Annotated in this window: 20 protein-coding genes; 14 read left to right on the top strand and 6 right to left on the bottom strand. The window is 40.0% G+C overall.

Going from position 1 to position 25,536, the window contains the following annotated elements; all coding sequences use genetic code 11:
• Positions 1-1,197: 1,197 nt before the first annotated feature.
• On the top strand, positions 1,198-2,433 hold the full coding sequence (gene ltrA / locus C2869_RS15435; RefSeq protein ID WP_108601131.1) for a group II intron reverse transcriptase/maturase: 1,236 nt from the start codon (positions 1,198-1,200) through the stop codon (positions 2,431-2,433).
• A 217-nt stretch (positions 2,434-2,650) separates the two neighbouring features.
• Here the strand turns inward: ltrA and C2869_RS15430 are convergent, their stop codons facing one another.
• Both C2869_RS15430 and xthA read right to left on the bottom strand, forming a co-directional pair.
• Entirely contained in the window at positions 2,651-3,286 is a 636-nt protein-coding gene (locus C2869_RS15430; protein ID WP_108603815.1) for an energy-coupling factor ABC transporter permease, read from the bottom strand.
• 18 nt (positions 3,287-3,304) lie between these two features.
• Entirely contained in the window at positions 3,305-4,117 is an 813-nt protein-coding gene (gene xthA / locus C2869_RS15425) for an exodeoxyribonuclease III (RefSeq protein WP_108603814.1), read from the bottom strand.
• Between the two features lie 149 nt (positions 4,118-4,266).
• Between xthA and C2869_RS15420 the strand changes: the two genes are divergently transcribed.
• Complete coding sequence (locus C2869_RS15420) at positions 4,267-4,779, top strand: DUF2058 domain-containing protein (RefSeq protein ID WP_228710682.1); 513 nt, start codon at positions 4,267-4,269, stop codon at positions 4,777-4,779.
• A 53-nt stretch (positions 4,780-4,832) separates the two neighbouring features.
• Here C2869_RS15420 and fadE read toward each other — a convergent pair whose 3' ends face one another.
• The 4 genes from fadE to purM form a co-directional block, all read right to left on the bottom strand.
• Positions 4,833-7,292, bottom strand: a complete 2,460-nt coding sequence (gene fadE / locus C2869_RS15415; protein ID WP_108603812.1) for an acyl-CoA dehydrogenase FadE — start codon at positions 7,290-7,292, stop codon at positions 4,833-4,835.
• A gap of 97 nt (positions 7,293-7,389) precedes the next feature.
• A complete protein-coding gene (locus tag C2869_RS15410; RefSeq protein WP_228710681.1) occupies positions 7,390-8,163 on the bottom strand; it encodes a DUF3108 domain-containing protein in 774 nt (257 codons plus the stop codon).
• Positions 8,156-8,800 carry a phosphoribosylglycinamide formyltransferase gene (gene purN / locus C2869_RS15405; protein ID WP_108603810.1) on the bottom strand — a complete coding sequence of 215 codons (645 nt, stop codon included), beginning with the start codon at positions 8,798-8,800 and terminating at the stop codon, positions 8,156-8,158. The genes C2869_RS15410 and purN overlap by 8 nt, the downstream gene beginning before the upstream one ends.
• A 6-nt stretch (positions 8,801-8,806) precedes the next feature.
• On the bottom strand, positions 8,807-9,847 hold the full coding sequence (gene purM, locus C2869_RS15400; protein ID WP_108603809.1) for a phosphoribosylformylglycinamidine cyclo-ligase: 1,041 nt from the start codon (positions 9,845-9,847) through the stop codon (positions 8,807-8,809).
• Positions 9,848-10,022: 175 nt separating this feature from the next.
• Between purM and C2869_RS15395 the strand changes: the two genes are divergently transcribed.
• The 12 genes from C2869_RS15395 to C2869_RS15340 all read left to right on the top strand — a co-directional run bounded on the left by C2869_RS15395 (position 10,023) and on the right by C2869_RS15340 (position 25,464).
• Entirely contained in the window at positions 10,023-11,108 is a 1,086-nt protein-coding gene (locus C2869_RS15395; protein WP_108603808.1) for a DUF2066 domain-containing protein, read from the top strand.
• The gene (hda, locus tag C2869_RS15390; RefSeq protein ID WP_108603807.1) at positions 11,108-11,812 is read left to right on the top strand and encodes a DnaA regulatory inactivator Hda; all 705 of its coding nucleotides are present in this window, start codon (positions 11,108-11,110) and stop codon (positions 11,810-11,812) included. The genes C2869_RS15395 and hda overlap by 1 nt, the downstream gene beginning before the upstream one ends.
• A gap of 258 nt (positions 11,813-12,070) precedes the next feature.
• Positions 12,071-12,340, top strand: coding sequence for a hypothetical protein (locus C2869_RS15385; protein WP_108603806.1), 270 nt, complete (start codon positions 12,071-12,073; stop codon positions 12,338-12,340).
• 23 nt (positions 12,341-12,363) lie between these two features.
• Positions 12,364-13,071, top strand: a complete 708-nt coding sequence (proQ, locus tag C2869_RS15380; protein WP_108603805.1) for an RNA chaperone ProQ — start codon at positions 12,364-12,366, stop codon at positions 13,069-13,071.
• Positions 13,072-13,097: 26 nt separating this feature from the next.
• Positions 13,098-15,140 carry a carboxy terminal-processing peptidase gene (gene prc / locus C2869_RS15375; protein WP_108603804.1) on the top strand — a complete coding sequence of 681 codons (2,043 nt, stop codon included), beginning with the start codon at positions 13,098-13,100 and terminating at the stop codon, positions 15,138-15,140.
• Positions 15,141-15,209: 69 nt separating this feature from the next.
• Positions 15,210-16,580, top strand: coding sequence for a sodium-dependent transporter (locus C2869_RS15370; RefSeq protein ID WP_108603803.1), 1,371 nt, complete (start codon positions 15,210-15,212; stop codon positions 16,578-16,580).
• Between the two features lie 21 nt (positions 16,581-16,601).
• Entirely contained in the window at positions 16,602-17,039 is a 438-nt protein-coding gene (locus C2869_RS15365; protein WP_108603802.1) for a hypothetical protein, read from the top strand.
• A 68-nt stretch (positions 17,040-17,107) separates the two neighbouring features.
• A complete protein-coding gene (pepN, locus tag C2869_RS15360; RefSeq protein ID WP_108603801.1) occupies positions 17,108-19,738 on the top strand; it encodes an aminopeptidase N in 2,631 nt (876 codons plus the stop codon).
• A 334-nt stretch (positions 19,739-20,072) separates the two neighbouring features.
• Positions 20,073-20,297 carry a DUF2835 family protein gene (locus C2869_RS15355; RefSeq protein WP_108603800.1) on the top strand — a complete coding sequence of 75 codons (225 nt, stop codon included), beginning with the start codon at positions 20,073-20,075 and terminating at the stop codon, positions 20,295-20,297.
• A gap of 194 nt (positions 20,298-20,491) precedes the next feature.
• Positions 20,492-20,911 (top strand): CBS domain-containing protein, encoded by a 420-nt coding sequence (locus C2869_RS15350; protein ID WP_108603799.1) that lies wholly within the window; start codon positions 20,492-20,494, stop codon positions 20,909-20,911.
• A gap of 141 nt (positions 20,912-21,052) precedes the next feature.
• Positions 21,053-24,961: an ATP-dependent RNA helicase HrpA gene (gene hrpA / locus C2869_RS15345; RefSeq protein WP_108603798.1), complete on the top strand. Its 3,909-nt coding sequence runs from the start codon at positions 21,053-21,055 to the stop codon at positions 24,959-24,961.
• Positions 24,961-25,464 (top strand): hypothetical protein, encoded by a 504-nt coding sequence (locus C2869_RS15340; protein WP_108603797.1) that lies wholly within the window; start codon positions 24,961-24,963, stop codon positions 25,462-25,464. Before hrpA ends, C2869_RS15340 begins: the two co-directional genes overlap by 1 nt.
• Positions 25,465-25,536 lie beyond the last annotated feature (72 nt).

Here is a 25,536-nt window from a genome sequence, read left to right as displayed (position 1 = left end):
CGGCTTCCCCTAAAACCTGATCGCTTTGACTATAGATATGAACCTAATATCCACTTTTTAAACGTTTCTGTTTATTCTTCATTTTTATTTCGTAACTATTCAGCGTAATGAAATTGATAAGCCATAAATCGTTTAATAACTTTGAATAAGCTCATTAATACACCGGCTTTTGTTGCAAATAACCGTTGTGGAATATCAAGTTTATGTGGGCGAGCATTTATGCTTGTAGAGCCTGCAAACTTCTCTTGCTAAGAGTGCAAGACTATAGAATTTTCACCCGACAAATTCTAAATACTAATATCCATGCAAGCACCCAAAGTAGAGGCTTGTAAGTCAATCTCGCCTTTAATAAGACTCATTGTGTTATAAAAAGTCCACAGCTTGAGATACTGAATACTTACTTTATTTCTTAATTCATACGTTAGCTTTACTTTAATATGGGACTGTTAGTCTAAAATTAAGTACCCAACATGCATTTTGTGTGGCGGTGGTGTGCTAAGCTAACCAAGCGTATTAACTAAAAATAAAGCCATTATTTAGCGTCGCATGCTGCGGGTGTATATCCAGTTAAATCTGATAAATAATTTGTCTTATTGGTGATACTTCGGTCTTGCTATCGAGGGTTTAATTTTCATGGATTGCAAACATAAATGTTCACCTAGTGTGTTACGAGTTACCAACAGTACAAGGAAGGCTGGAAGGTAACGCAACTATATAAAACATGATGGTTTGGCCCATCCCATCGGCATTCAGGTGCAGGTGGAAACCACCTTATGCGGCATTGGTTAAGAGTCACTGTCGTGAGCGATAAGGGAAAGGCAAACACAATGATTTGTCAGGTGTGAGTTAAAGAGACGAACAGCGTAGGTGTCGAAATATTTAACCGTTGCATCCCGAAACCAAGCTACTGGGTGGAGTTTGGGAAGAGCTTAGAGGCAACCTGATTACCAACTAAGCGGGAGCCGGCAAAGAGCTGACGTGAATTTAACTCGGGGTTTTATATGGAACGTAAGAACCAGTCGTTTTGATGTTAACAGATATCCTCGAATGGAAACCCCATGAGAGCCAAGTCTGAATGCAAAGCACTGGGGCGGAGCAATTCGTAGTAGTGATGATGATAGCTGTAATGGTTATCTAGCGAAGGGATTGCCTCGTTTTAAATGAAACTTTCATCAACTGCTGCAGCAGGAGGAATGATTGAATTCAGCAAAACCATTTAGTATTTCGAAATGGACAGTTTATGAAGCCTGGTTACGTGTAAGAGCCAACGGTGGAGCGGCAGGAATTGATGAGCAATCGATGAGTGATTTTGAACAGGACTTGAAGAAGAACCTGTACAAGATATGGAATCGAATGTCATCGGGCAGCTATTTTCCACCGACGGTGAAGCGTGTCGAAATCCCTAAGGATAAGGGCGTTCGAGTACTAGGCATACCCACGGTATCAGACCGAGTTGCACAGATGGTCGTCAAGATGGAGTTGGAGCCTGAATTAGAATCGGTATTCGATAATGATTCTTATGGTTACAGACCTAATCGCAGTGCACATGATGCATTAGCGATAACGCGCCAGCGGTGTTGGCGATACGACTGGGTGATTGATTTAGATATCAAAGGCTTCTTTGATAACTTGGACTGGGTGTTATTGGGCAAAGCGTTACGCAAACATACCAATAACCCATGGGTATTACTCTATATCGAACGTTGGCTTAAAGCGCCAATGGAAACCTCGGATGGTCAGATAATAGAGCGAACGAAAGGAACACCACAAGGAGGCGTGATAAGCCCATTGCTAGCCAATTTGTTTTTACACTACGCATTCGACAAATGGTTGCGAAGAGAACATCCACATGTTCAATTTGCACGCTATGCGGATGATGCAGTGGTTCACTGTCGTAGTGAGCAAGAAGCAAAGGCGTTAAAGCAAGCTATTGAGCAACGCATGTTAGATTGTTGTCTAGAATGTCATCCAGAGAAAACTAAACTGGTTTACTGCTTTGATGAAGGTAGACAAGAAGCACATGAAGTCATTAGCTTTGATTTTCTTAGTTACTGTTTCAGGCCAAGGTTAGTAAGGAATCGGTGGGGTCGCATGTTTGTTGGCTTTACACCTGCTATTAGCCCTAAAGCGAAACAGAAAATTAGAGAGAAAGTTAAAGCGCTCAAGCTACATAAGCAAACGGGGTTAACGATACAAGAGTTGGCGTATAAGCTTAATCCGATGATAAGCGGGTGGATAAATTACTTCAGTCGGTTTTGGAAAACAGCATTAAGGCCACTTATGTCTTGGATAAACCTTAAATTGTTGAAATGGGCGAAGAAGAAATACAAACGGCTGAAATTCAGTTACCAAAGAGCAAGAAAATGGATGCAAAGGGTGTGTAATACACAACCGTATCTATTTTCTCATTGGCAATTTGGTTGCAGGCCGTAAATGGTGAAACGAGAGGAGCCGTATGAATTGAGAGGTTCACGTACGGATCTGTGAGAGGCTGAGGGGGAAGCTCCCTCGGCCTACTCGACCAAGGGTTTAATTTTCACGGATTGGAAGCATAAATGCTCGCCTACAAGGGTTTAATTTTCACGGATTGCAAGCATAAATGCTTGCCTACAGGAAGGTTGGTTATGGCAAGTAAAGAGTCGTTGGCGACTTACTTATCAAGGTACTCGCTGTCATAAAATGTGCGTACCCAGTTGGGCAGATAGACAACGGCAATTGTGATGCACATGCCATTTAGCATAGCTTCTGGAAACAGCATTAGAGGCGTTAAGATAATGTAGTTATCTAGTAAAATTGGCCATGAAAATTGATTATCAAGCCAAAGAAACAGGGCATTACCTAGCATCATACTGGCAATGCTTAAGGCTCCGGTAAAAAAGCCGCATACAAAAGTATAAATAATAAAATGCCGAGGAAGGTGGTGATATGCCCAAGCGTAGACAAGATAGCTAGCGAAAACCGGCAAACCCACTTTAGGAAATAAGCCCAAGGCGATATTGTATAACGAGTCACCCACGTATAGGCTAGAGAGCAGATAAGCGCAAAATGTACAAATCAGGGCGAGATGACTACCCAGTAGCAGAGATGTTAGGGTTATACCGAGAAAGTAAACAGACAACCCTTCATAAATACCGGTTTGAATTGACCATAAAAATGTTAAGGCCGCCATTAAGCCAAAGATGAGGTGTTGTTTGCTCCTATCGGTTAGCAAAACTGTATAGTCTTTTTTGTCGTAACTAATAAAGCACAACAGTACAAAGGCACAAACCGATAGGATCAACCACATAGGAGCGTCGTTTTTTAATTAACCTATATTAAATGTAGACCATACTGGCGCATGATCAGAAGGTTTTTCTATGCCGCGCAATTCATAATCAACGTCGCTTTCAACTGTTTTATCGGCTAATGATTTTGTGGCGAGTAGGGTGTCTATTCTTAAACCACGGTTGTCATCGAACCCTTTTGAACGATAATCAAACCAGCTGTAGCGCTGTTTTTCTTCTGGGTTAATCACACGAAACGTATCAATGAATCCCCAATCGAGTAATTTGCCAAACCATTCACGCTCTTCAGGTTGAAAGCTGCATTTGCCGGTTTTTAGCCAACGCTTAGCATTATTGTCGCCAATACCTATATCAAGATCCGTCGGTGAAATATTGAAGTCACCCATTACAACAATTTGTTGCTCTGGGGTGTAGTGTTCATTCAACTCTGTCATTAAGTCTTGATAAAATTGGCGTTTATACGGAAATTTGGTTTCGTGGTTAATGTTTTCCCCTTGTGGGAAATATCCATTAAATACAGTAACTTGACCGCCATTTCCATCGTCGTAGGTGCCAATGATCATACGGCGTTGCATGTCTTCACCATCGGTTTTAAAGCCTTTTTGAATGCTTAATGGTGCTTTTTTGCTAAGCATAGCGACACCGTAATGAGCTTTTTGACCAAAATACTCAACGTGATAACCCAATGCTTGAACATCTTCTAAAGGAAAAGCTTCGTCATGAACTTTTATTTCTTGTAAGCCAATAACATCAGGTTGATGTTTGTCTAATATTGCTTTTAATTGGTGAATACGCGCGCGCAGGCCATTGATATTGAATGAAATTATTTTCATGTTGTCTGTCGAGTTACTAAAATTGCGGTCAGTCTAACATTGTGGCGTTTTTGCGCCTAGTGGTATTCATATTTGCAGTATTTTTTGATTGAATTGTTAGTTGATATTACGCAAAATCATCGCATGTAATTTAGTTAAATATCACAATTATGTCTTTACAAGATCAATTATTAAAAGCTGGCTTGGTTAATGAGAAAAAACTAAAGAAAGCGAAAAAATCGAGCAAAAAGTCTCGAACATTAAAAAAAGAAGTTAAAGCAGCTGTAGATGATAGTCGTAGTGCCCAAATGGAAAAGTCGGCTCAGGCTAATAAAGTCATCCAACAAGAGCAAGCCGTTAAAGAGCTCGCTGCGCAAGTTAAGCAACTGATATTAATGAACGAGGTAGCGCTAGCTCAAGGTGAAGTGGAATATCGCTTTACTGTCGATAATAAAGTTAAAGTTATTGTTGTTGATAGCAAGCAACAAAAACAACTTGCTAACGGTGTTTTGGCAATTGCAGAGCTTGATGGTGTTTATAAATTAATACCGGCAGGAGCTGCAGAAAAAATTAAGCAGCGCATGCCAGAAGTTATTGCATTAATAAATGTAAAAGAAGCTGAAATTGCGGAAGAGGATGATCCATACGCAGATTTCCAAATTCCTGATGATTTGATGTGGTAATTATTTAAAATAATTCACTTTAAACTAACTTATTTTCAATTGAGATAGCCGCGCTAGGCGGCTACTGTATTCTGTTGTTTCATTTCGGCTGCTGCACAGGCAGACACCAGTTCTAACGGATCAAAATCATCAACATTTATCGCTTTTAACCGAGCTTGCTCGGCTTGTTTTAATATTTCAGCTTCGTGTTCATTAATAATATTTTGCTCCAAACCTGTTTCAGCCATTTCATGTAATTGGCTAAAGCTGAACTTTTGATCTAGCACTTTACATATTCGATCGTAAATGGGCTCTGCTTTTAAAATCAATCTGAGGGCCGCTTCAAGCTCACCAAATAAGTTGTTTGGACTGGCCGTTACATATTGCCCTTTGCCTAATCTGTCTCGTGATTCATTTGGCTCTTGTAAAAGCTTGGCAATTTGATGTTCAATGGCATCGCTTGGTTTTGAATTGGTTTTTCCCCACGGCATTAACATTATTTTAAGAGGGCGGCGTAACCAAGTGGCAGGGAAGTTATTGAGAAGATCGTGCAATGCACTTTCCATTTTAAACAAGCTGTCTTCAACTGCCCATTGTACTAGAGGTAAGTCGGCTTCTGGGCGGCCATCATCTTGATAGCGTTTTAATGTCGCAGTTGCTAAGTATTGATAACTCAGTAAATCGCCTAATCGAGCTGAAATTCGTTCGTGACGTTTAAGCGCACCCCCCAAGGTTATCATGGCGGTGTCAGATAGAAACGCAAGAATAGCACTAAAGCGTGTCAGTTGCTGATAGTAGGTTTTAGTGGGATCGTTATACGGAGAGCCAGCAAAAATGGCATTGGTGATACTTAACCAAACACTACGAATATTGTTACTAATTACGTAACCAACATGGCCGCATATAGCTGCATCAAAGGCATTGATTGCTTCGGTTTCATCTTTAAGTGCAAGTGACTCCATTTCGGCGATGACATAAGGGTGGCAGCGTATTGCTCCTTGGCCATAAATAATCATATTACGGGTTAGAATATTGGCACCTTCTACCGTAATGGCAACTGGCGCCCCTTGATAACCACGGCCTAAGTAGTTGTTTGGGCCTAGCATAATGCCTTTGCCGCCATGAACATCCATGGCAGCATTAACCACATCACGCATTTTTTCGGTTAAATGGTATTTTGCAATTGCGGAAATAACGGAGGGCTTTTCTCCTAAGTCGATGCCAGCAGTTGATAGTTCTACGGTAGCATCCATCATATAAGTATTACCGCCTATAAGGGCTAGGGCCTCTTCTATGCCTTCCATTTTCCCTATTGGTAACTTAAATTGACGACGAATACGTGAATAGGCTCCAGTAGCCAAAGACAAGGCTTTTGCGCCGCCTGTTGCGTTAGAAGGTAAGGTTATGGCGCGACCAACTGATAAACACTCAACCAGCATTCGCCAACCTTGGCCCGCCATATTGACTCCACCAATAATGGTATCAATTGGCACAAATATATTTTCTCCTTTTATTGGCCCATTTTGAAAAGGGACGTTTAATGGAAAATGCCGTCGACCAATTTCTAATCCTTCTGTGTCTCGCGGGATCAATGCGCAAGTAATACCTATATCTTCTTTATCGCCAATGAGGTGGTAAGGATCTTTTAACTTAAATGCTAAGCCAATCACAGTGGCAACGGGAGCTAGTGTGATATAACGTTTATTGAAGGTCAGGCTAATACCTAAAACCTGTTCGCCGTTAATTTCTTTCTGACAAACGATACCAAAATCTGGAATGGCGCCAGCATCCGATCCAGCCTCTGGGCTAGTTAAAGCGAAACAAGGGATCTCCAAGCCTAATGCGAGTTTAGGTAAGTAATGCTCTTTTTGTTGTTCGGTACCGTATTGTTGCAATAATTCTGCTGGACCTAATGAGTTAGGCACGCCAACGGTAGAAGCAAGAACAGTTGATGTTCCCATTAGCTTTTGTAGAACACAACTTTGTGCATAGGCTGAGAACTCCAGCCCGCCGTATTCTTTTTCAATGATCAATGCAAAAAATTTGTTGTCTTTAAGGTATTGCCAAACTTCAGGGCTTAGGTCGGCATATTTATGGGTCGTATCCCAATCCGACACCATGCTGCATACGGTTTCCACCGGACCATTTAAAAAAGCTTGTTCTTCTGGTGATAAGCGCGGTTGAGGTATGTTGTGTAATTTGTGCCAATCAGGTTCGCCGCGAAACAAATCGGCTTCCCACCATGTAGTACCAGCATCAATCGCTTCTTTTTCGGTTTTTGACATTTCCGGCATGATTTTGCGGAAAATTTTAAATGCAGGTTTGCTAAATAAATGCTGACGAACTGAGCTAATATTGAGTGGGATGGCAATGACTAAGAAGATAAACCAACTGAACTGGCCAACAATATCAAACAGCGATCCCGCGGTTAACCAAATCGCGATGGCTAGAGTGAAAGAAGTTAGCGATGAACGATGGTACGCCAGTAAACAAAACAAGCATACTAAACACATTAACCAAATAAAGTAGAACATGGCATCACCTAAACAGTGGTCGTACCAGTTACTTTATGTCAAAATGTGCAATGCTGCAAGTGTCTGTTAGTGTGTTTCTTTAATGCTAGCTTGTATTTTAATTGATTGCGTTAAAGGTCACAGATTCAAGAATGGCATCCGCTTGCTCTGAGCCTTCTTTTTCTTGGCGAACTCGCACAAGTAAATTACCTAATTTAGGGGCTATCCATACTTGAGTTGAACGAGATTTATTACTTAAAACCCGTTCGAATTTAATGGTATCAAATGTACCAGCTGGCGTGACGAGCTGCTCAGCAGCGACTTTTTCAAATTGGTAAAGCTTTTCACGTTTTTTACTATCGATTAAATAGTAGGTTAGATCGCTTTTACCTTGTTCAATATCGAGTTTCATTTGGAGCTGGTAACTAATTTGATCGTACCAGTCTATTGTTTCATCGCACTCGATTTGCTTACCTTTTATACCATCAAAGACATGGCGGGTTTGATGATTAAATTTTAAAGTCGTGCGTTTGTTGCTTCCTGTACCTTCACGTTTGTAGAGATATTTAATGGGGCGAATTTGTCCGTCGATAAGTTGAATTTCTGCAGACTCTTTGCGCTTATCCGACAATATGAGAAAAGACAGATCGGACATATAAGAAAAAACAAATTTGTCATCACTTAATTGCGTGAGTTGGCGTTTGACTTTACCTAGAGTGAGGTTGCCTCTGTGTACCGAGTATTTGGCGTTAAATGGGGTGAGGGCAGACGGCGCATGATTTGTTAAATTAATGACTGTCTGTGCAGATTTTTCAGCAAAAGCACTCCAACTTAATAGAGTGCTGAGCAATAAACAATTCAAAAAGCGAGGAAAGACAACGCGTTTATGCATCAATAAAACCTTGTTCGGGTAATGACTTACCGTCAAGTAATGCCGCTCCATTGGCCATTAACAGGCGTCCCTGACAAAACCAATTAATAACTTTAGGATATATGATGTATTCCTGCTTGTGAACCTTTTGCGCTAAGCTATCTGCATCGTCTTGTGCGTCAATCGACACTTTAGCTTGCAAAATAACTGGGCCACCGTCCAACTCTTCTGTCACAAAATGCACACTCACACCATGTTCGGTATCTTTTGCATCTATCGCACGTTGATGTGTATTGAGGCCTTGATATTTTGGCAAAAGTGATGGATGAATGTTAATCATCTTGCCAGTGTAATGCTGGACAAACTCTGCTGTTAATATACGCATAAAGCCAGCTAACACGACCAAGTCAGGTTGATACTCATCTATTACTTTGATTAGTGCTTGGTCATAAAGTTCACGAGTTTCGAAATTTTTATGGCTCAGGCAGGCAGAAGGAATATTGGCATTATCAGCACGCGTCAAGCCATAGGCATCAGCCTTGTTTGAAACGACGGCAACAATGTTGCCGTCTATATCGCCGCTCTGACATGCATCTATGATAGCTTGTAAGTTTGTCCCGCTACCAGAAATAAGAACAACAATAGAAGGTTTACTCATGGGATACTAAACCATTTCTACTTGTTCTTCATTTTCTTCAGCGTCGGCAATCTCACCAACTAACCAAGCTTGCTCACCCGCCGCGTTTAAAATATCGATAGCTTGTTGTGCTTGGCTTTGCTCAACCACGATAATTAAACCAACACCGCAGTTAAAGGTGCGCAGCATTTCGTGTTCTTCAATATTACCTTGCTCTTGTAGCCAGTTGAACACAACAGGCCACTGCCAGCTGTCTTTTTGAATAACGGCTTTACTGCCTTTTGGTAATACACGGGGGATATTTTCCCAGAAACCACCACCAGTAATATGCGAGATGGCGTGCGCTTCTACCGTTTCTAATAATTCAAGTACTGATTTGACGTAGATGCGGGTTGGCTCAAGTAAGTGTTCTTTTAATGGTTTGCCTTCGAGATCTGCCTCAACATCAGCACCAGATACTTCTAATACTTTACGAATTAATGAGTAACCATTTGAATGAGGACCCGAAGAACCTAATGCAATAATGGCATCGCCCGCTTTAACTTTGCTGCCATCAATCACTTTTTCTTCTTCGACAACACCGACGCAGAAACCGGCAATATCGTAATCTTCACCTTCGTACATGCCAGGCATTTCTGCGGTTTCACCACCAATAAGTGAGCAGTTAGATTGCTTACAGCCTTCGCCAATTCCAGTCACGACAGCGGCTGCAGTGTCAACGTCAAGTTTGCCGGTTGCGTAATAATCTAAGAAGAATAAAGGTTCAGCACCTTGAACAATTAGGTCATTAACACACATGGCGACTAAGTCGATACCAACAGTGTCGTGCTTTTTCAAATCCATTGCTAAACGTAATTTAGTCCCGACACCGTCAGTACCTGACACTAGAAGTGGATTTTTATATTTAGTCGGGAGTTTACAAAGTGCGCCAAAGCCACCAATACCACCCATTACCTCTGGACGACGAGTCGACTTGGTAACATTTTTAATACGATCAACTAAAGCGTTACCTGCATCGATATCAACACCCGCATCTTTGTAACTAAGCGAAGTTTTTTGTTCAGCCACGTTGGCTCCTTCTAAATATATAATCTGGTTATTTCAAAACGGCGCGTATTGTAACAACGCTACAAAAGTAATAAAAATGCTTTTGCATAATATCTATTACTTTATTCTGTTTTTATGCCTGTTAAACTAGCAACTTATTGCAAAGGTCTGCATTAGATATCTGTTTTTACTTAAAATGATTAAAAAACAAACGATTTTATTAGCTTTAGTGCTAATAGCCCTTTTTTCAAGTTTTAGCTTCGCGGTTGAAGTTGCTGGGTTATACCAATCAAAAATTGAAGTCGAGCAACAATCTCAAGCTGAACGAGTTGCAGCTTACAGAAAAGGATTGGCAAATGTGCTGATCCGTGTGTCTGGTAAGCAAAATATCAATCAAGATGATGCATTTAAATTGGCTGTGCGTAATCCAACCAAATATTTAGCTCGTTATCAATATGAAACCTTGGATGAAAAGCTTTATCTGTTGATTGATTTTAATCCTAAAGCAGTCAATGCCTTATTGCGTAATAATGAAACTGCGATTTGGGGGAGTCTACGTCCATTAACTATGGTTTGGATAGCAACTCAAGGCAAAGGTTTTGAACGTGATATAATGAATGAAGATAATCCGTTTTACGTTGATGTACTGCGGCCGATTGCTAAAGAGCGGGGTTTGCCAATGATTGCACCGTTAATGGATTTTGATGATGCAACCATGATCAGTGCGTCGGATGTTTGGGGTAAATTTGAAGAGCCGATTAAGCTAGCCAGTGCTCGTTATGACCCAGATGTTATCTCTGCTATTAAGGTGTTCCAGCAAGATGATAATATTAACACCTTGGTTGACGCCAGTTGGTTGGCTCAAATTACCTTATATAATTTAGCATCGCCTATGACACTTGAAGTTAGTGGGACGTCAGCGCAACAGGTTACCCAAGAAGCGATCCATGCTATTGCCGATGCGATAGGTGAACAATATGCTGTTGCGGCGCAAGCGGCTCGGGGCGATCAAAATTATTTATATCTTACATTTAGTAATGTAGCGGGTATGAAAGCGACATTAACCGTGGAATCTTTTTTGAATTCATTGTCGTCTGTGTCACAAGCGCGCGTGCATCAAATTAATGGTCTGGGTGTTCAATACCAAGTTGAATTACTTGGTGAAGCACTTGATGTATTTACCGCGTTAGATTTAGATGAAAGAGTTAGGCCGTTTAAACCTGAATTTGGTGAGGAAATGCCAACAGAACATTATTTTGTTTGGACAAATACTGAAAATTAATGACTAGTCAGTTAACAATAGATTTTGCCGTTGATAAACTTCGCTCGTTTGATAACTTTTTTGTAGAAGAGAACGAGGCGTTAGTTGATGCTTTAAAGCGGTTCGTCGCTAAAGAATTATGCGCCCCCTCTGACAGCTTGTTTTATCTACATGGCTCCGCAGGATTAGGTAAAAGCCACCTTTTGGAAGCCGTGTGCCAAATGGGCACCGAACTGGGTTTACGTTGTCAATATGTACCTGTTGCTTCATTTATTAATATGCAACCTGAAATTACGTTTGGTATGGAAGCGGCAGATATACTGTGTATTGATGACATCGGGTTAGTTGAAAAAAGTCAGGTATGGCAAGAAGCATTGTTTGATTTGGTAAACCGCGTAATTGAGCAAGGGCATAAAATAATTTTTAGTAGTCAATTTTCAGCCAGAGAAAGCCAGCTTAGTTTGGCCGATTTGGAGTCACGTTTGGAATGGGGCGAAACATGGAAGATAAAAGAGCTCGACGATGAACAGCAAATTCGATTACTACAGTTTCGGGCAAACTGTAAAGGGATGAGTATTTCTAACGATGTAGCGCAATATATCCATCATAGATTAAGTCGAGATATTGCGAGTATTATCGAATGCTTAGATAGTTTAGATGCGCAGTCGTTGGCAGAGCAGAGAAAGTTGACTATCCCATTTATTAAAACTGTGATGGATTGGTAAAATTCCACAGGAAAATCGCTGTAGGTACGGCAGATATGTCGTTAAACTATATCGAAGATTAAAATTAGTTAAAAAAACGTAAAAAACGGTTTTATTTTCCGGGCGTTCCGGTTAATTTAGGCGCTTAATTGGAATCTACTTGATATTGAAAGCAAAAATAAACATTTTTGCTGAATAATTAAGTGTTTCTATGCAATTGATGAACGGGATTTCCCGAGTCGTTAACTGCCTAAATAATGACATTCTAGGTTATCGACGTTGAAAGAATTTGTAATCATTCAAGATTATTTAATCGAACCACAAGAGCTAGCAAATTGGCACGATAATGCCGAGCTAGCCTCAGACAATCTAAATCTGGTTTTGCATATGATCTTTGATCAAGCTGACCAAGATATTAGTCCTGACAAACTCGCTGAGCTGTTGGTTAACGCTAGTCAACTTTTAGCACAGAATGAGTATCTCACAGAATTCGAAAACGAAGACGAAATTTCAGATTGGGTGGCGCAGTTTTTAGCTGACCGCCTTTAGTCACGCTATTGGTGAAAAAATATATGCAACAAAACGAAAACGTTACAGAACAACAAACTGTAGAAGAGCAAACTACAACTCAAGTTGAAACAACTGAGGACAATGTTGAAGTAACTAACAAAATAAAAGATGTTAATGAAGTTATTGCTTATTTAGCTGAGCAATTTCCTAAATGTTTCTCTATTAAAGGAGAGGCGAAGCCAATCAAAATTGGTATTTTTAAAGATTTAGCTGAAAGAGTTGATCAAGAAGGCCGCGTATCGCGTACTGTTTTACGTACAGCTTTACGTAAATATACTTCGAGCTGGCGTTATTTGGAGTCTATTCAACCAGGAGCAAAACGTGTTGATATTGACGGTAACGAAGTTGAAGATATTGAGCAAGAGCATGTTGAGCATGCTAAGGCTACATTAGCTGAAAGCAAACAAAAAGCCGCTGAAAAACGCAAGCAGCGTGCGCCTCGTCGTGATAAACGTCCAAATGATGGCGCAAATAAGCCTAAAGGGGCTAAACTGAATATTAAACGCTCACCAAAAGGTAAAGCGGTAGACGTAAAAGTGAAAAAACGTCGTACTATCGATACCGGTATCTTTGAAGGTAAGCAAGTGTTAGTTTCGATGGGGCGTGCCCCAATTGAAGGCACTATTAAAGAAATTAATGGCGATGATGTGGTTGTTGTGACCAATACAGGCTTTACGGTTAAAACCGAAAAAAGCAAAATCGTTAAGTAAAAAGGCAATTAGGAGTAGCGAGCTGAATGATTAGAGTTAAACGCATACTGATAGGATTATTTGCGAGTTGTTTAACATACCAAGTTGCGGCACTCGATGCCAAGTTGAGCATTGAAGACCTGCCTGCTCTTGAACAAGAAAGTCAACATGCACTAGCCAGTAAGCGTATATATAGCTACTTCACTCGCTCTCATTATAAACGCATCTATCCTAATGATGAGTTTTCAACTAAGGTTTTTAACCGCTATATCCGGCAGCTTGATTTTAACAAGCAATTTTTCTTAGCTAGTGACATTGATAAATTAAGAAAATACGAAAAGCAATTTGATGAAGGCCTTGAAAATGGCAATTTAAAATTTGCTTACGAAATTTTTTTACTGAATCAAACACGACGCTATGAGCGCTATGTTTATGCGTTACAGTTACTTGATCAAAAAATGGACTTTGCTAAACAAGGCGATGCCTATTATTACGATCGAGAAGATGCAACTTGGGCTCAAACTGAACAAGAGCTTAATGAGTTTTGGCGCCAACGAGTCAAGTACGACGCTCTTAACCTTAAACTAGCCGGAAAAGAATGGCAGGAAATTCAAGAATTACTGTCAAAGCGCTACAACGCAGCCATTAAACGTATTACTCAAGGGCAAAGTGAAGATACGTTTCAATTAATCATGAATGCGTTTGCCAGAAGCATTGAAGCGCACACAAGCTATTTATCGCCACGAAATGCGGATCGTTTCCAAATGGAAATGAACCTTTCATTGGAAGGTATTGGTGCTGTATTGTCTCTTGAAGATGATTTTACGACTATTCGTTCATTGGTTCCTGGTGGTCCAGCGGATCGCTCTGAAAAATTAAAACCTGAAGATAAAATTGTCGGCGTTGGTCAAAAAAATGAAGACATTGTTGATGTTATTGGCTGGCGACTAGATGATGTTGTTGAATTGATTAAAGGGCCAAAAGGTACTGAAGTTAGGTTGCAGATCCTCAAAGGAGACTCAGCTGACAATCACCCAACTGAAGTTGTATTAATTCGCGATAAGATCAAGTTAGAAGATCGCAAGGCAATTTCTAAAGTATATACACCGGAAGAGGGGCCTAACAAAGGTCGCAAGTTAGGTGTTATTGAAATTCCTAGCTTCTACAACAACTTAACGGCTGACGTACGGGTAGAGCTAGATAAGCTTAAAGAAGATAAAGTTGAAGCCGTTATTGTTGATTTACGCGGAAACGGTGGTGGCTCGTTACCTGAGTCTATTATGCTTAGCGGTTTATTTATTAAATCTGGCCCTGTTGTTCAAGTACGAGATATGGCTAATCGTATTGATGTACATAAAGACCATGACAAATCGCTGGTATATGGTGGGCCTTTAATGGTGATGATTGATCGTTATAGTGCGTCGGCTTCAGAAATTTTTGCTGCGGCTATGCAAGACTATGGCCGTGCAATTGTTATCGGTGAAAACTCATTTGGCAAGGGAACCGTTCAGCAACATAAATCACTGAATAAACGTTACGATATTTTTGCTAATAAACTTGGCTATATTCAATATACGTTTGCCAAATTTTATCGAATTAACGGTGGCTCTACTCAGCATAAAGGCGTAAAACCAGATATTGAATTTCCATCTCCTATTGATCCTGCAGAGTGGGGCGAAGCAAAAGCGGAAAACGCATTACCGTGGGATAAAATTAAACCCGCTAGTTATGAGATTCTGGGTAGTTTAAATTCGACAATAGCTAAGCTAGATGTGGCTTATAAAAATCGTATTAAAAGTAATCCTGAATTTGCGTATTTGTACGAGGATATAGAAGAGTACAATAAAACCAAAGACAGAAAGTTTGAAACTTTAGTGCATGAAGAAAAAATAAAACGTCGCAACGAAGTTGAAGCCAAGCGACTACAACGAGCAAATGAGCGGTTAGCACGGTTAGGTAAAGAACCTGTCAAAAAGTTAGAAGACTTACCTGATGATTTAAACGAGTTAGATCCTCTGCTTGATGAAGCTGCTAATATAACTTTTGATTACATTGATTTAGGTAAACCACAAAAGCTAGCTGCTAGATAAATTTTTATTAAAAACCTCCGTTCATGGAGGTTTTCTTTTCTCACCTTACTCAATAACAATTATAAAATTATGAGCAATACCAAAACTTCTATTCATGGTCAATGGTCAAGCCGTTTTACTTATATTCTCGCTGCTACAGGCGCCGCAGTTGGTTTAGGTAATATATGGAAATTCCCATACATTATGGGAGAGAACGGTGGTGGTGCATTTGTACTAGTGTACTTACTTTGTATTTTATTGATTGGTATACCCGTCATGATGGCTGAGGTATTGATTGGTAAATCAGGCCGGCAAAGCCCTGGGGCGTCGCTACAATTTTTAGTTGGAAAAGTTAAAGCGTCTCGTTTTTGGGTTATTAGTGGCTGGATAGGAGTATTGGCAGGCTTTTTAATCTTATCTTTTTATGCGGTCATCGCGGGCTGGGCATTTGCCTATATCTTTAAATCGGCCTCAGGTGAATTTATTGATAAGACACCAGAGCAAGTCGGTGAAATATTTGGTTCTTTTATCAGTAACCCCAACGAACTCATGATTTGGTCGGGGGTGATTTTGGCTTTAACGGCTTTTGTGGTTGGACGTGGTGTTGAAAAAGGCTTAGAAAAAGCGGTTAGTTACGCCATGCCAATTATGTTTGCTTTATTAATTGTTATTGCCATTTATGCGGCTAAAGTGGGGGAGTTTGCTTCAGCGTTTAGCTTTATGTTTACTCCAGATTTTTCCAAACTCACGATAGACGGTGCATTAGAAGCATTAGGGCATGCTTTTTTCTCACTCAGTTTGGCTTCTGGCATCATGATTATGTACGGTGCTTATTTACCTAAAGATGTTTCAATCATTAAAAGCTCTATTTGGATTAGCATTGCTGACACCTTAGTTGCTTTAATCGCGGGTTTAGCCATATTCCCCATTGTTTTTGCTAACAACATGGAGCCTGGTGCAGGACCTGGCCTTATTTTCCAAACATTGCCCATAGCGTTTGAACAAATGCCAATGGGAACCGCATTTGGCACTGTCTTTTTTATTATGTTGGTATTTGCTGCTTTTACATCAGCAATCGCACTCATAGAATCTTCTGTTGCTTGGTTAGTTGAACGATTCGCCATGAAACGCTGGCAAGCGGCTGTGACAGCTTCTAGCGTACTTTGGTTATTGGGTGTCGGAACTATCTATAGTTTTGTTTCAGATTCTTGGGCACATATAAATATTGCAGGTTGGCAAACCTCAATTTTTGACGCGTTAGATTATTTTACCTCCAAGCTACTATTGCCGATTGGCGGACTGTTGATTTCATTATTTGTCGCATGGGTTTTAAACAGAGAATTTTTGCAAACTGAACTAAATTTAAAAGGTAAAGCGTTTGAACTTTGGTATGCGACACTTAAATTTATTGCACCTTGCATTATTATTTTTGTGTTTTTAAACCTAGTTGGCGTGTTTTAACCTGTTTTAGGAGTATATAGCATGATCGATGGTGGAGACGACACCCAGCAATTATTAGACTCTGTAATACCCGTTGCAGAAGACTTAATTATATCTTTAGGGGAATTTTACCCTTTTGCTGGCGCGATGAAACCCGATGGGGAAATAGTCAGTATATCCGCAATTGAAAATAATGTTGTTGATGAGCAACATCCGGACAGTGACGTATTGCAGCAAAAGTTGAGTGAACAATTACGCTCGGCTGCTAATAAAAAAATGTATAAAGCTACGGCGGTTGCTGTCGATGTCGCACTGCAATTGCCGGATTCAACGTTAACTGACGCGATTGCCGTTTATCTTGATCATGAGTCGGGCTATTCCGTTGTGGTGTATATGCCCTATAAATTAGTCAATGGCAAAGTTGAGTATGGAGAAATTTCCGTGCAAGCTGGTTCTCAAGACGTTTTTTCAACTTCCTAATTTCTTATCTTGTATTTTTAGAGCCTTGAATTAAGGCTCTTTTTCAATTATGTATCGTGGAACTAATTATGAAAACTGAAAATGCCAACCCACAAGCTAAATATTTAAAAGATTACCGTTCTCCTGCGTTTTTGGTTAAATCAGTCGAATTAACGATTGAGTTAGATGATCATAAAACCAAAGTTATTTCTGTCGTTGATTATGTTAAAAATGAAGCAACGACGAGTTTAGAACCTAATGTATTAGTACTTGATGGTGAACAACAAAATCTGTTGCAAGTTTCGTTGAATGGCCAAGTGTTAACACCTGAGCAATACCAACTGTCAGACACGAACCTTTGCCTGGAACCAGGTTTAGCGTCTTTTCAGTTAATAATTGAATCTGAAATTGACCCTGCTAACAACACATCTTTAGAAGGTTTGTATAAGTCAGGCGGTGTGTTTTGTACTCAATGTGAAGCCGAAGGCTTTAGAAAAATTACCTACTATCAAGATCGGCCAGACGTTCTAGCCACCTTTACTACTCACATTATTGGTGACCCCAAACAATACCCGTTTATGTTATCAAATGGCAACAAGGTTAATGAACAAAGCTGGGATAACGAAACACTTAAAGTAACGTGGCAAGATCCTCACCCTAAACCGGCGTATTTATTTGCGCTAGTGGCGGGTGACTTAGATGTTTTACGCGATAACTATACTACTAAATCAGGAAGAGAAGTTAAGTTAGAATTATTTGTTGATAAAGGCAATTTGCACCGTGCGCCTTTTGCTATGCAGTCATTACAACGTTCCATGTTGTGGGATGAAGAGCGTTTTGGGCTGGAGTATGACTTAGATATTTATATGATAGTAGCCGTTGATTTTTTCAACATGGGGGCGATGGAAAATAAAGGCTTAAACGTATTTAACTCTAAATGTGTTTTAGCTGATCCGAATAGCGCCACCGACAACGATTACTTAATGATCGAGTCAATTGTCGGCCATGAATATTTCCATAATTGGACTGGCAACCGCGTAACATGCCGAGATTGGTTTCAGCTATCGTTAAAAGAAGGGTTAACGGTATTTCGTGATCAGGAATTTAGTATGGATTTAGGCTCTCGTGCCGTCAATCGTATTCAACAAGTTAAAGTGATGCGTAGCCATCAATTCGCTGAAGACGCCGGACCTATGTCGCATCCTATTCGACCAGAGTCTGTCATTGAGCAAAATAACTTTTATACCGTAACCGTATACGATAAAGGTGCAGAAGTTATTCGTATGATGCACAGTATATTGGGTGAGCAAGGATTCCAAAATGGCATGCGTTTGTACTTTGAACGACACGATGGTCAAGCTGTCACTTGTGATGACTTTGTTGCAGCAATGCAGGATGCAAACAAAGAAGCAGTCGATTTAAGCCTGTTTAAGCGTTGGTATAGCCAAAGTGGTACGCCTAGTATTAGCGTGGTGGAAAAATATGATGCGCAACAAAAACGCTTTAGCATTACGTTAAGTCAGTTGACCAAACCAACGGCTGATCAACCTAATAAACTGCCATTACACATTCCGGTAAATATTGCTTTGTTTAGTCAACAAGGGCAGGTCGTATCACATGCTGAGCAACATGTGCTTAACCTCACTCAAGACAGTCAAACATTTGAGTTTGAAAATATTGATGAACAGCCTTACGTTTCCTATTTACGGGATTTTTCAGCGCCAGTGCAACTGAATTATCAATATTCTGATCAAGCGCTAGCCACTTTATTGGCTGCTGAATCCAGTGGTTTTGCTAAATGGGAATTAGCTCAAACTTGGTTTATTCAACAAATTAAAGCCAAAATCACCGATAAGGAATTTGCCTTTTCATCGCTGCTAGTGAGCAGTTTAGCCAAAGTTATCACTGATCAAGAAGCCGATTTATTATTAGTCGCTGAAATATTAAAGTTACCGAGTGTCGCAACGATATTGGCTGATTTTGAGCAAATTGATATTGATGAAATCATTAGCGCGCGAGATGCCTTTACGCAATTTTTAGCCGCTCAACTAAAATCTGAACTGCGGGGTATTATTGAGCGTACAGCACCTAAAGCTTACGAGTTTTCGGCTGAACAAATTGCCAGTCGGGCAATTCGTAATGCTGCCTTGATGCTACTAGCCTACAATACTGACTGTGAGGTAGCCCAAATAGAGGCGCAATTCGCCAATGCCGATAACATGACTGATGTCTTGGGTGCGTTAGGTGCAGCCTCTATCGCACAATCGACTATTGCCGATAATACCGTGTTTAATAGATTGATGAAGGAATTTGAAACTAAATGGACCGGTGATAGCTTAGTGATGGATAAGTGGCTTAGCCTAAATGCAACTCATGAGAGTGATTGCACATTGGCCCACCTTGCTCAATTAGAAAAACATCAAGACTTCACTATGCAAAACCCTAATCGTGTTCGTGCACTAATAGGGGCTTTTGCTATGAATAATCCTAAGGCATTTCATAGTAAAGATGGGGCGGGTTATCAATATTTAGCTAATAAATTAATTGAACTGAATGCGATTAATCCGCAGGTTGCTGCTCGTTTAATTACACCACTTATCCAGTTTAAAAATTTAGACGATAGCCGCCAAGTTCTGATAAAAGGCGAGTTAGAGCGAATTGCACAAACGCCGGATTTATCAAAGGATTTATACGAAAAAATAACCAAAGCTTTAGCTTAGTTTTTGTTTTTAAAATGAGTAAACCTGAAATACAGTTAAAGGTGTTTCAGGTTTTTTATTAAATGGTAATTTAACTTTTAATAGTCAAAGCGATCAGGTTTTAGGGGCAGGTTTCCAATTCCAGACGAAACCTAAGTACCTACATCCATGTAGGCAAAGTCGTCAAGCTTCGAGACCCCATGAGCATATGCTCTATTATGTGATTGGGGCTGCCTAAAGGGAATTAGGTAGTAGGACGACGCAGGAGCCAAAGTCGAGAGTAAGCGCTGACAATGAACCATAAAGCCTTAGCGAGAAGACTATATAGAGCCTGTTAAAACACTTAAGCATAATAATGTCACAAGTTTATTTTTTTTCTTTAGATGTGCCACCGCAGCAATGTGAGGAACTATATACTGGCGTTCATCGAACAGTAACGGCAACTGCACACAATGGATTACGTGTACAAATACCCATAGCGAATTTACGTCGCTTTGTTACGCAAATGGGGATTAAGGGAGTATTTAGATTGATCACTGACGACAACAATAAAATCCAATCCTTTGAACGCGTCCAATAACAATATTTTATTGCTCAATTGTGGCTTACATCTAAAAAATCTACCGTAATAGCTAATTAACTTATTAAATTTTTGCGCATATTTGAAAACTACAACTAAGCTTAAATTGAGTATAAAAAAAGTGTGTGAAAATAAGTATTTAACTTTGCTTGCAAATAATACTTTACACGCAGTGACTATTATTGAGGTGTGTTATGGAATCAATTCAAGTTCAAGACTATATGAAACGTGCGGTAACGTTTACGAAGGATATGTCTGTTGCGGTCGCTGTGGAACGTTTAATCGACAGTAACCAATCTGGTGGACCTGTTGTTGATGGGGCTAATAAAGTGATTGGCTTTGTTTCAGAACAGGACTGTATCACACGAATGCTTGAGTCGACTATGTATCGCGAAGCTGTTGCATCGGTAGGGGATTTTATGGTGACCGAGGTCAAAGCGGTCAAACCTTATGACTCGGTTATAGAGCTAGCGCAATCTATGGCTCGGTCTAGGCCTCGTATCTACCCAGTAGTAGATGATGACGGTTTCTTAATGGGCATCATTACCCGCCATGATTGCATGGTGGCGATTGACCATCATTTACACGACGCCTATCACGCTATTGCCTCTTAGTTAGAGCCAATAGCATTGTTCCTCTAATCTTTGCGACGAAGCGATAAAAGCTTCGTCGTTTTAACTTTTTACTCCCCAATGTTTGCTTATCTTCTGCTATTATATCGGCCCTTTTATTTGGCTCGATATTAGAGGTTGGTTTTGCAGCGACGTTCGCTTCCTCAGGAACTTTTTGATTGTTATCAAGCAGATTTTCACCGTTTAAAACGACAGTTTAATAATCTTCAAAAATTACAAGAAGAGAAAAAAAATCAGGCTTTAGTCGAATGGCAGAAAAAGCTCGCGCTTTCCATTGCGCGTAAAAAGCAAAGAGCTGATAACTTACCGACACTTGAATATCCGCAGCAATTACCGGTTAGTCAGAAACGAGAAACAATTGTTGAGGCCATTAAAAATAACCAAGTGGTTATTATTGCTGGGGAAACCGGTTCTGGTAAAACCACTCAATTGCCGAAAATGTGTATTGAAGCTGGTTGCGGTGTTAATGGATTTATTGGTCATACGCAACCTCGCCGTTTAGCCGCCCGCAGTGTTTGTAGCAGAATAGCCGAAGAATTAAATACCGAAGTCGGTGACAAGGTTGGCTTTAAAGTTCGCTTTAGTGATTATGTTTCAGATGATACTTACATCAAATTAATGACAGACGGTATTTTATTGACTGAGATGCAGCATGATAGGTTTCTCAATCAATACGACACCATTATTATTGATGAAGCACACGAGCGTAGCCTTAATATTGATTTTATTCTAGGTTACCTTAAGCAATTACTGGAAAAACGGCGCGATCTCAAAGTGATTATCACGTCAGCCACGATTGATCCTGAACGGTTTTCTAATCACTTTGCAAATGCGCCAATTATTGAAGTTTCTGGCCGAACGTATCCAGTAGAAGTGCGTTATCAAGCGGTGAACGAAGGTAACGACGCCGAGCGCGATCAGTTACAAGCTATCTTTGACGCCGTTGATGAACTCATGCTTGAGCCATCGGGTGATATTTTGATATTTATGAACGGTGAGCGAGAGATCCGCGATACCGCTGAAGCCCTAGAAAAACGCAAGTTAAAACACACGGAAATATTACCGCTATACGCTCGATTGTCGGCCAGTGAACAAAATCGTGTTTTTCAAAGCCATACCGGACGCCGAATTGTACTCGCTACCAATGTCGCTGAAACCTCATTAACCGTTCCTGGTATTCGTTATGTTATTGACCCTGGAACAGCGCGTATATCTCGTTATAGTTATCGAACTAAGGTGCAACGTTTACCCATAGAAGCGATTTCTCAAGCCAGTGCTAACCAAAGAAAAGGGCGCTGTGGTCGTGTTGCTGATGGTATTTGTATCCGTCTTTATGACGAAGACGATTTTAACGGACGTCCTGAGTTTACTGATCCGGAAATACTAAGAACCAACTTGGCGTCGGTTATTTTACAAATGCTGGCATTAGGACTAGGTGATATTGAAGCATTTCCTTTTGTGCAGCCACCCGATAGTCGTAGTATTAATGATGGGGTTAATTTGTTGCTTGAGTTGGGTGCTGTTAAAAAAGCCCATGATAAACGACAAAGTAAACAAGCTAAACGAGGCCGTTCGAGTCAATATGAATTAACCACGATTGGTAAACAAATTGCCAAATTGCCAATCGATCCTAGGTTAGCGCGTATGCTGGTCGCGGCGAATGATTTGAGTTGTTTATATGAAACAACGGTAATCTGTACCGCGTTAAGTATTCAAGATCCGCGAGAGCGGCCTGTTGATTATCAAAATAAAGCAGATGAGTGTCACTCTCGCTTTAATGAAGTGGGCTCTGATTTTTTAAGCTTCTTAAAATTATGGGATCACCTTAAAGAGCAACAAGCCAACTTATCAGGCAATCAATTTCGCAAAATGTGTCGCCATGAATACCTAAATTATTTGCGCGTACGTGAATGGCAAGACCTATTTCATCAGGTTAATCAAAGTTTAAAAGAGCTGAATTTTAAGCTGAATGATAACCCTGCGAGCGGTGAAACCGTGCATAAATCTTTGTTACCTGGCTTACTTAGCCATATAGGTAACAAAAATAATGAAAAAGGCTATTTAGGCGCTCGTAATAGTCAGTTTCATATTTTTCCTGGTTCAAGCTTATTTAAAAAACAGCCTAAATGGGTGATGGCTAGTGAATTAGTTGAAACTAGCCGTTTATATGCCCGCACAAATGCCGCAATAGATGTCAGTTGGGTAGAACCTTTTGCTCAGCACTTAGTGAAAAAACATTACGATGAGCCACATTGGGAGAAAAAGCGGCAATCAGTTGTCGCCTTGGAAACTCAAAAATTATATGGTTTGCCAATTGTCAATAAACGGCGAGTACAATACGGCAAAATCGACCCTGTCATTTCGCGAGATATATTTATACGCGAGGCATTAATAAATCGGCAAATGACCTTTCAAGCTGAGTTTATTGATAAAAATAATCAATTAATTGACGAGGTGGTGTTACTGGAAGAAAAAGCCCGTCGGCGCGATATTTTGGTTGATGAAGAAGACTTATTTGTTTTTTATGCGGAAAAGTTGCCACAAGATATTTGTGATACGGTTAGTTTTAAAGCTTGGTGGAAAAAAATAAAGCAAACCCAGCCTGAATTTTTAACGCTAACCAAAGACGCGTTGATGAAACATGATGCCGAGCATATATCATCAGCTACCCATCCTGATAGCTGGCAACAAGGTAATATCACTTTAGCCTTAGACTATGTGTTTGAACCAGGCCAAGAAAAAGACGGTCTTAATATTAAAATTCCATTGCCTTTACTAAACCAAGTCGAGGATAACGGTTTTGATTGGAGTATTCCGGCTTATCAACATGAATTAATAACTTGCTTGATAAAATCATTGCCTAAAACAATTCGTCGCAATTTTGTTCCTGCGCCTAATTATGCAGACGCCTGTTTACAAACCATAAGTAAACATAAAGATCTCAGTTTTATTCAAGCTGTGAGCAAAGAGTTAACCCGCATGTCTGGTATTCGTATACCCGAAGAAGCATGGGATTTAAGCCAAGTACCCAATCATTTGATCCCTAAATTTATCGTTGTCGATGAGTTTGATAAGCCGATTGCTTCTGGTTCAAGCATTGCTAAATTAAAAGTGCAACTGCAAGGCAAAGTGAAAAAAACCTTAAGCCAAGTCGCAGAAAAAGGCATAGAACAGCAGGGGTTAACGGCTTGGCCAGATATTAGTCTGCCACTGGAATATAGTAATAAACGCGGTAATTACCAAGTTAAAGCTTATCCAGGCTTGCATGATGATAAATCGAGTGTATCGGTTAAATTATTCGATAGCCAAGAGCTAGCTCAAGACCAACACCTAAAAGGTTTGGTGCGTTTAATCTGTTTAAATATACCGTCACCATTATCTTATTTAAAAGAAAAACTGCCTAACAAAGCTAAATTAGGTTTGTATTTTAATCCGTTTGGCCAGGTAAATGATTTAATTCAAGATTGTGTTGAAGCCGCAGTTGAGTCGCATGTTCATCAGCAAGCTAGCCAAATACGTGATGAAAAAAGTTTTAATGCTATTGTCGATCAGCTTAAAGCTGATATTTGTGATCAAGTATTAGTCGTGGCGCAGCAAGTAGAGAAAGTGCTTACCTTGAGCCATCAAGTTGCGAAACAACTTAAAGGCAAGTCAAGCTTTGAACTTATCCAAGCTCAATCAGATATAAAAGCTCAAGTTGATGGGTTAATCTTTCGTGGATTTGTGCGTTTTCACGGCGTTGACAAGCTCAAAGATTTACAACGTTATATGGATGCCATTGTTAAGCGTTTAGACAAACTTAAATCCGATCCGGTACGAGATAGGCTTAATCGTGATGTTATTCAAAACAGTGAAGATCAAAGTCGAGTTTATCTTGAACAATTATTCAGCCCAGCACCGTCACCTGACGGCTATCGACAACTTTACTACATGCTACAAGAGTTAAGAGTTTCTTTATTTGCACAAAACCTAGGCACAAATTATCCTATATCGGCAAAAAGAATAACGAACTATATAAAGGAACTCTCATAATGAAAACCACACTCACTGCAACTCTATTATTTGGCTTGTTAACTAATACTGTATTTGCTGCTGAAACACTAAAATTATCAGCAATTAAAGACTTTGCGATTAATAGCATTGAAGGTAACAGCTATTACGTGCATGAAGGGCGTAACGCATTAGCAATTAATGCGGGCAAAAAATCCATGCGTAATAAATTTTATTCAGCCAGTTATACGGTTAAACAGGGGGAATTTAATCAAATTAAATTGACGACGTTAACTGAGTTAGATGGTGAATCGCAATACAAAGTGGCGGTAAATGACAAAGTCGTGGCTATCTTAACTAACCCTGAAACGAACGTGGATTATAAACCTAATACGTTTGTGTTGGATAAAGTAACGGTAAAAGCGGGGGATGTTGTTCATGTATATTCTAATGCTGTTACCAATGGAAAAATTCCTGAAAATGACGAAACCGCTTATGCGCGTGGTCGTTGGGTTAATTTAACCTTAATAAAAACAGCGTCTTAGTAAATTATAGACTAAACTAGACTCTACAAAGCAGTTTACTCTTATAACTAAAATTCGGCTTGATAATAAAGT

The sequence above is a fragment of the Saccharobesus litoralis genome (genome assembly GCF_003063625.1).
Taxonomy (GTDB): Bacteria; Pseudomonadota; Gammaproteobacteria; order Enterobacterales; family Alteromonadaceae; genus Saccharobesus; species Saccharobesus litoralis.
This window is presented reverse-complemented; position numbering and strand designations above follow the sequence as displayed.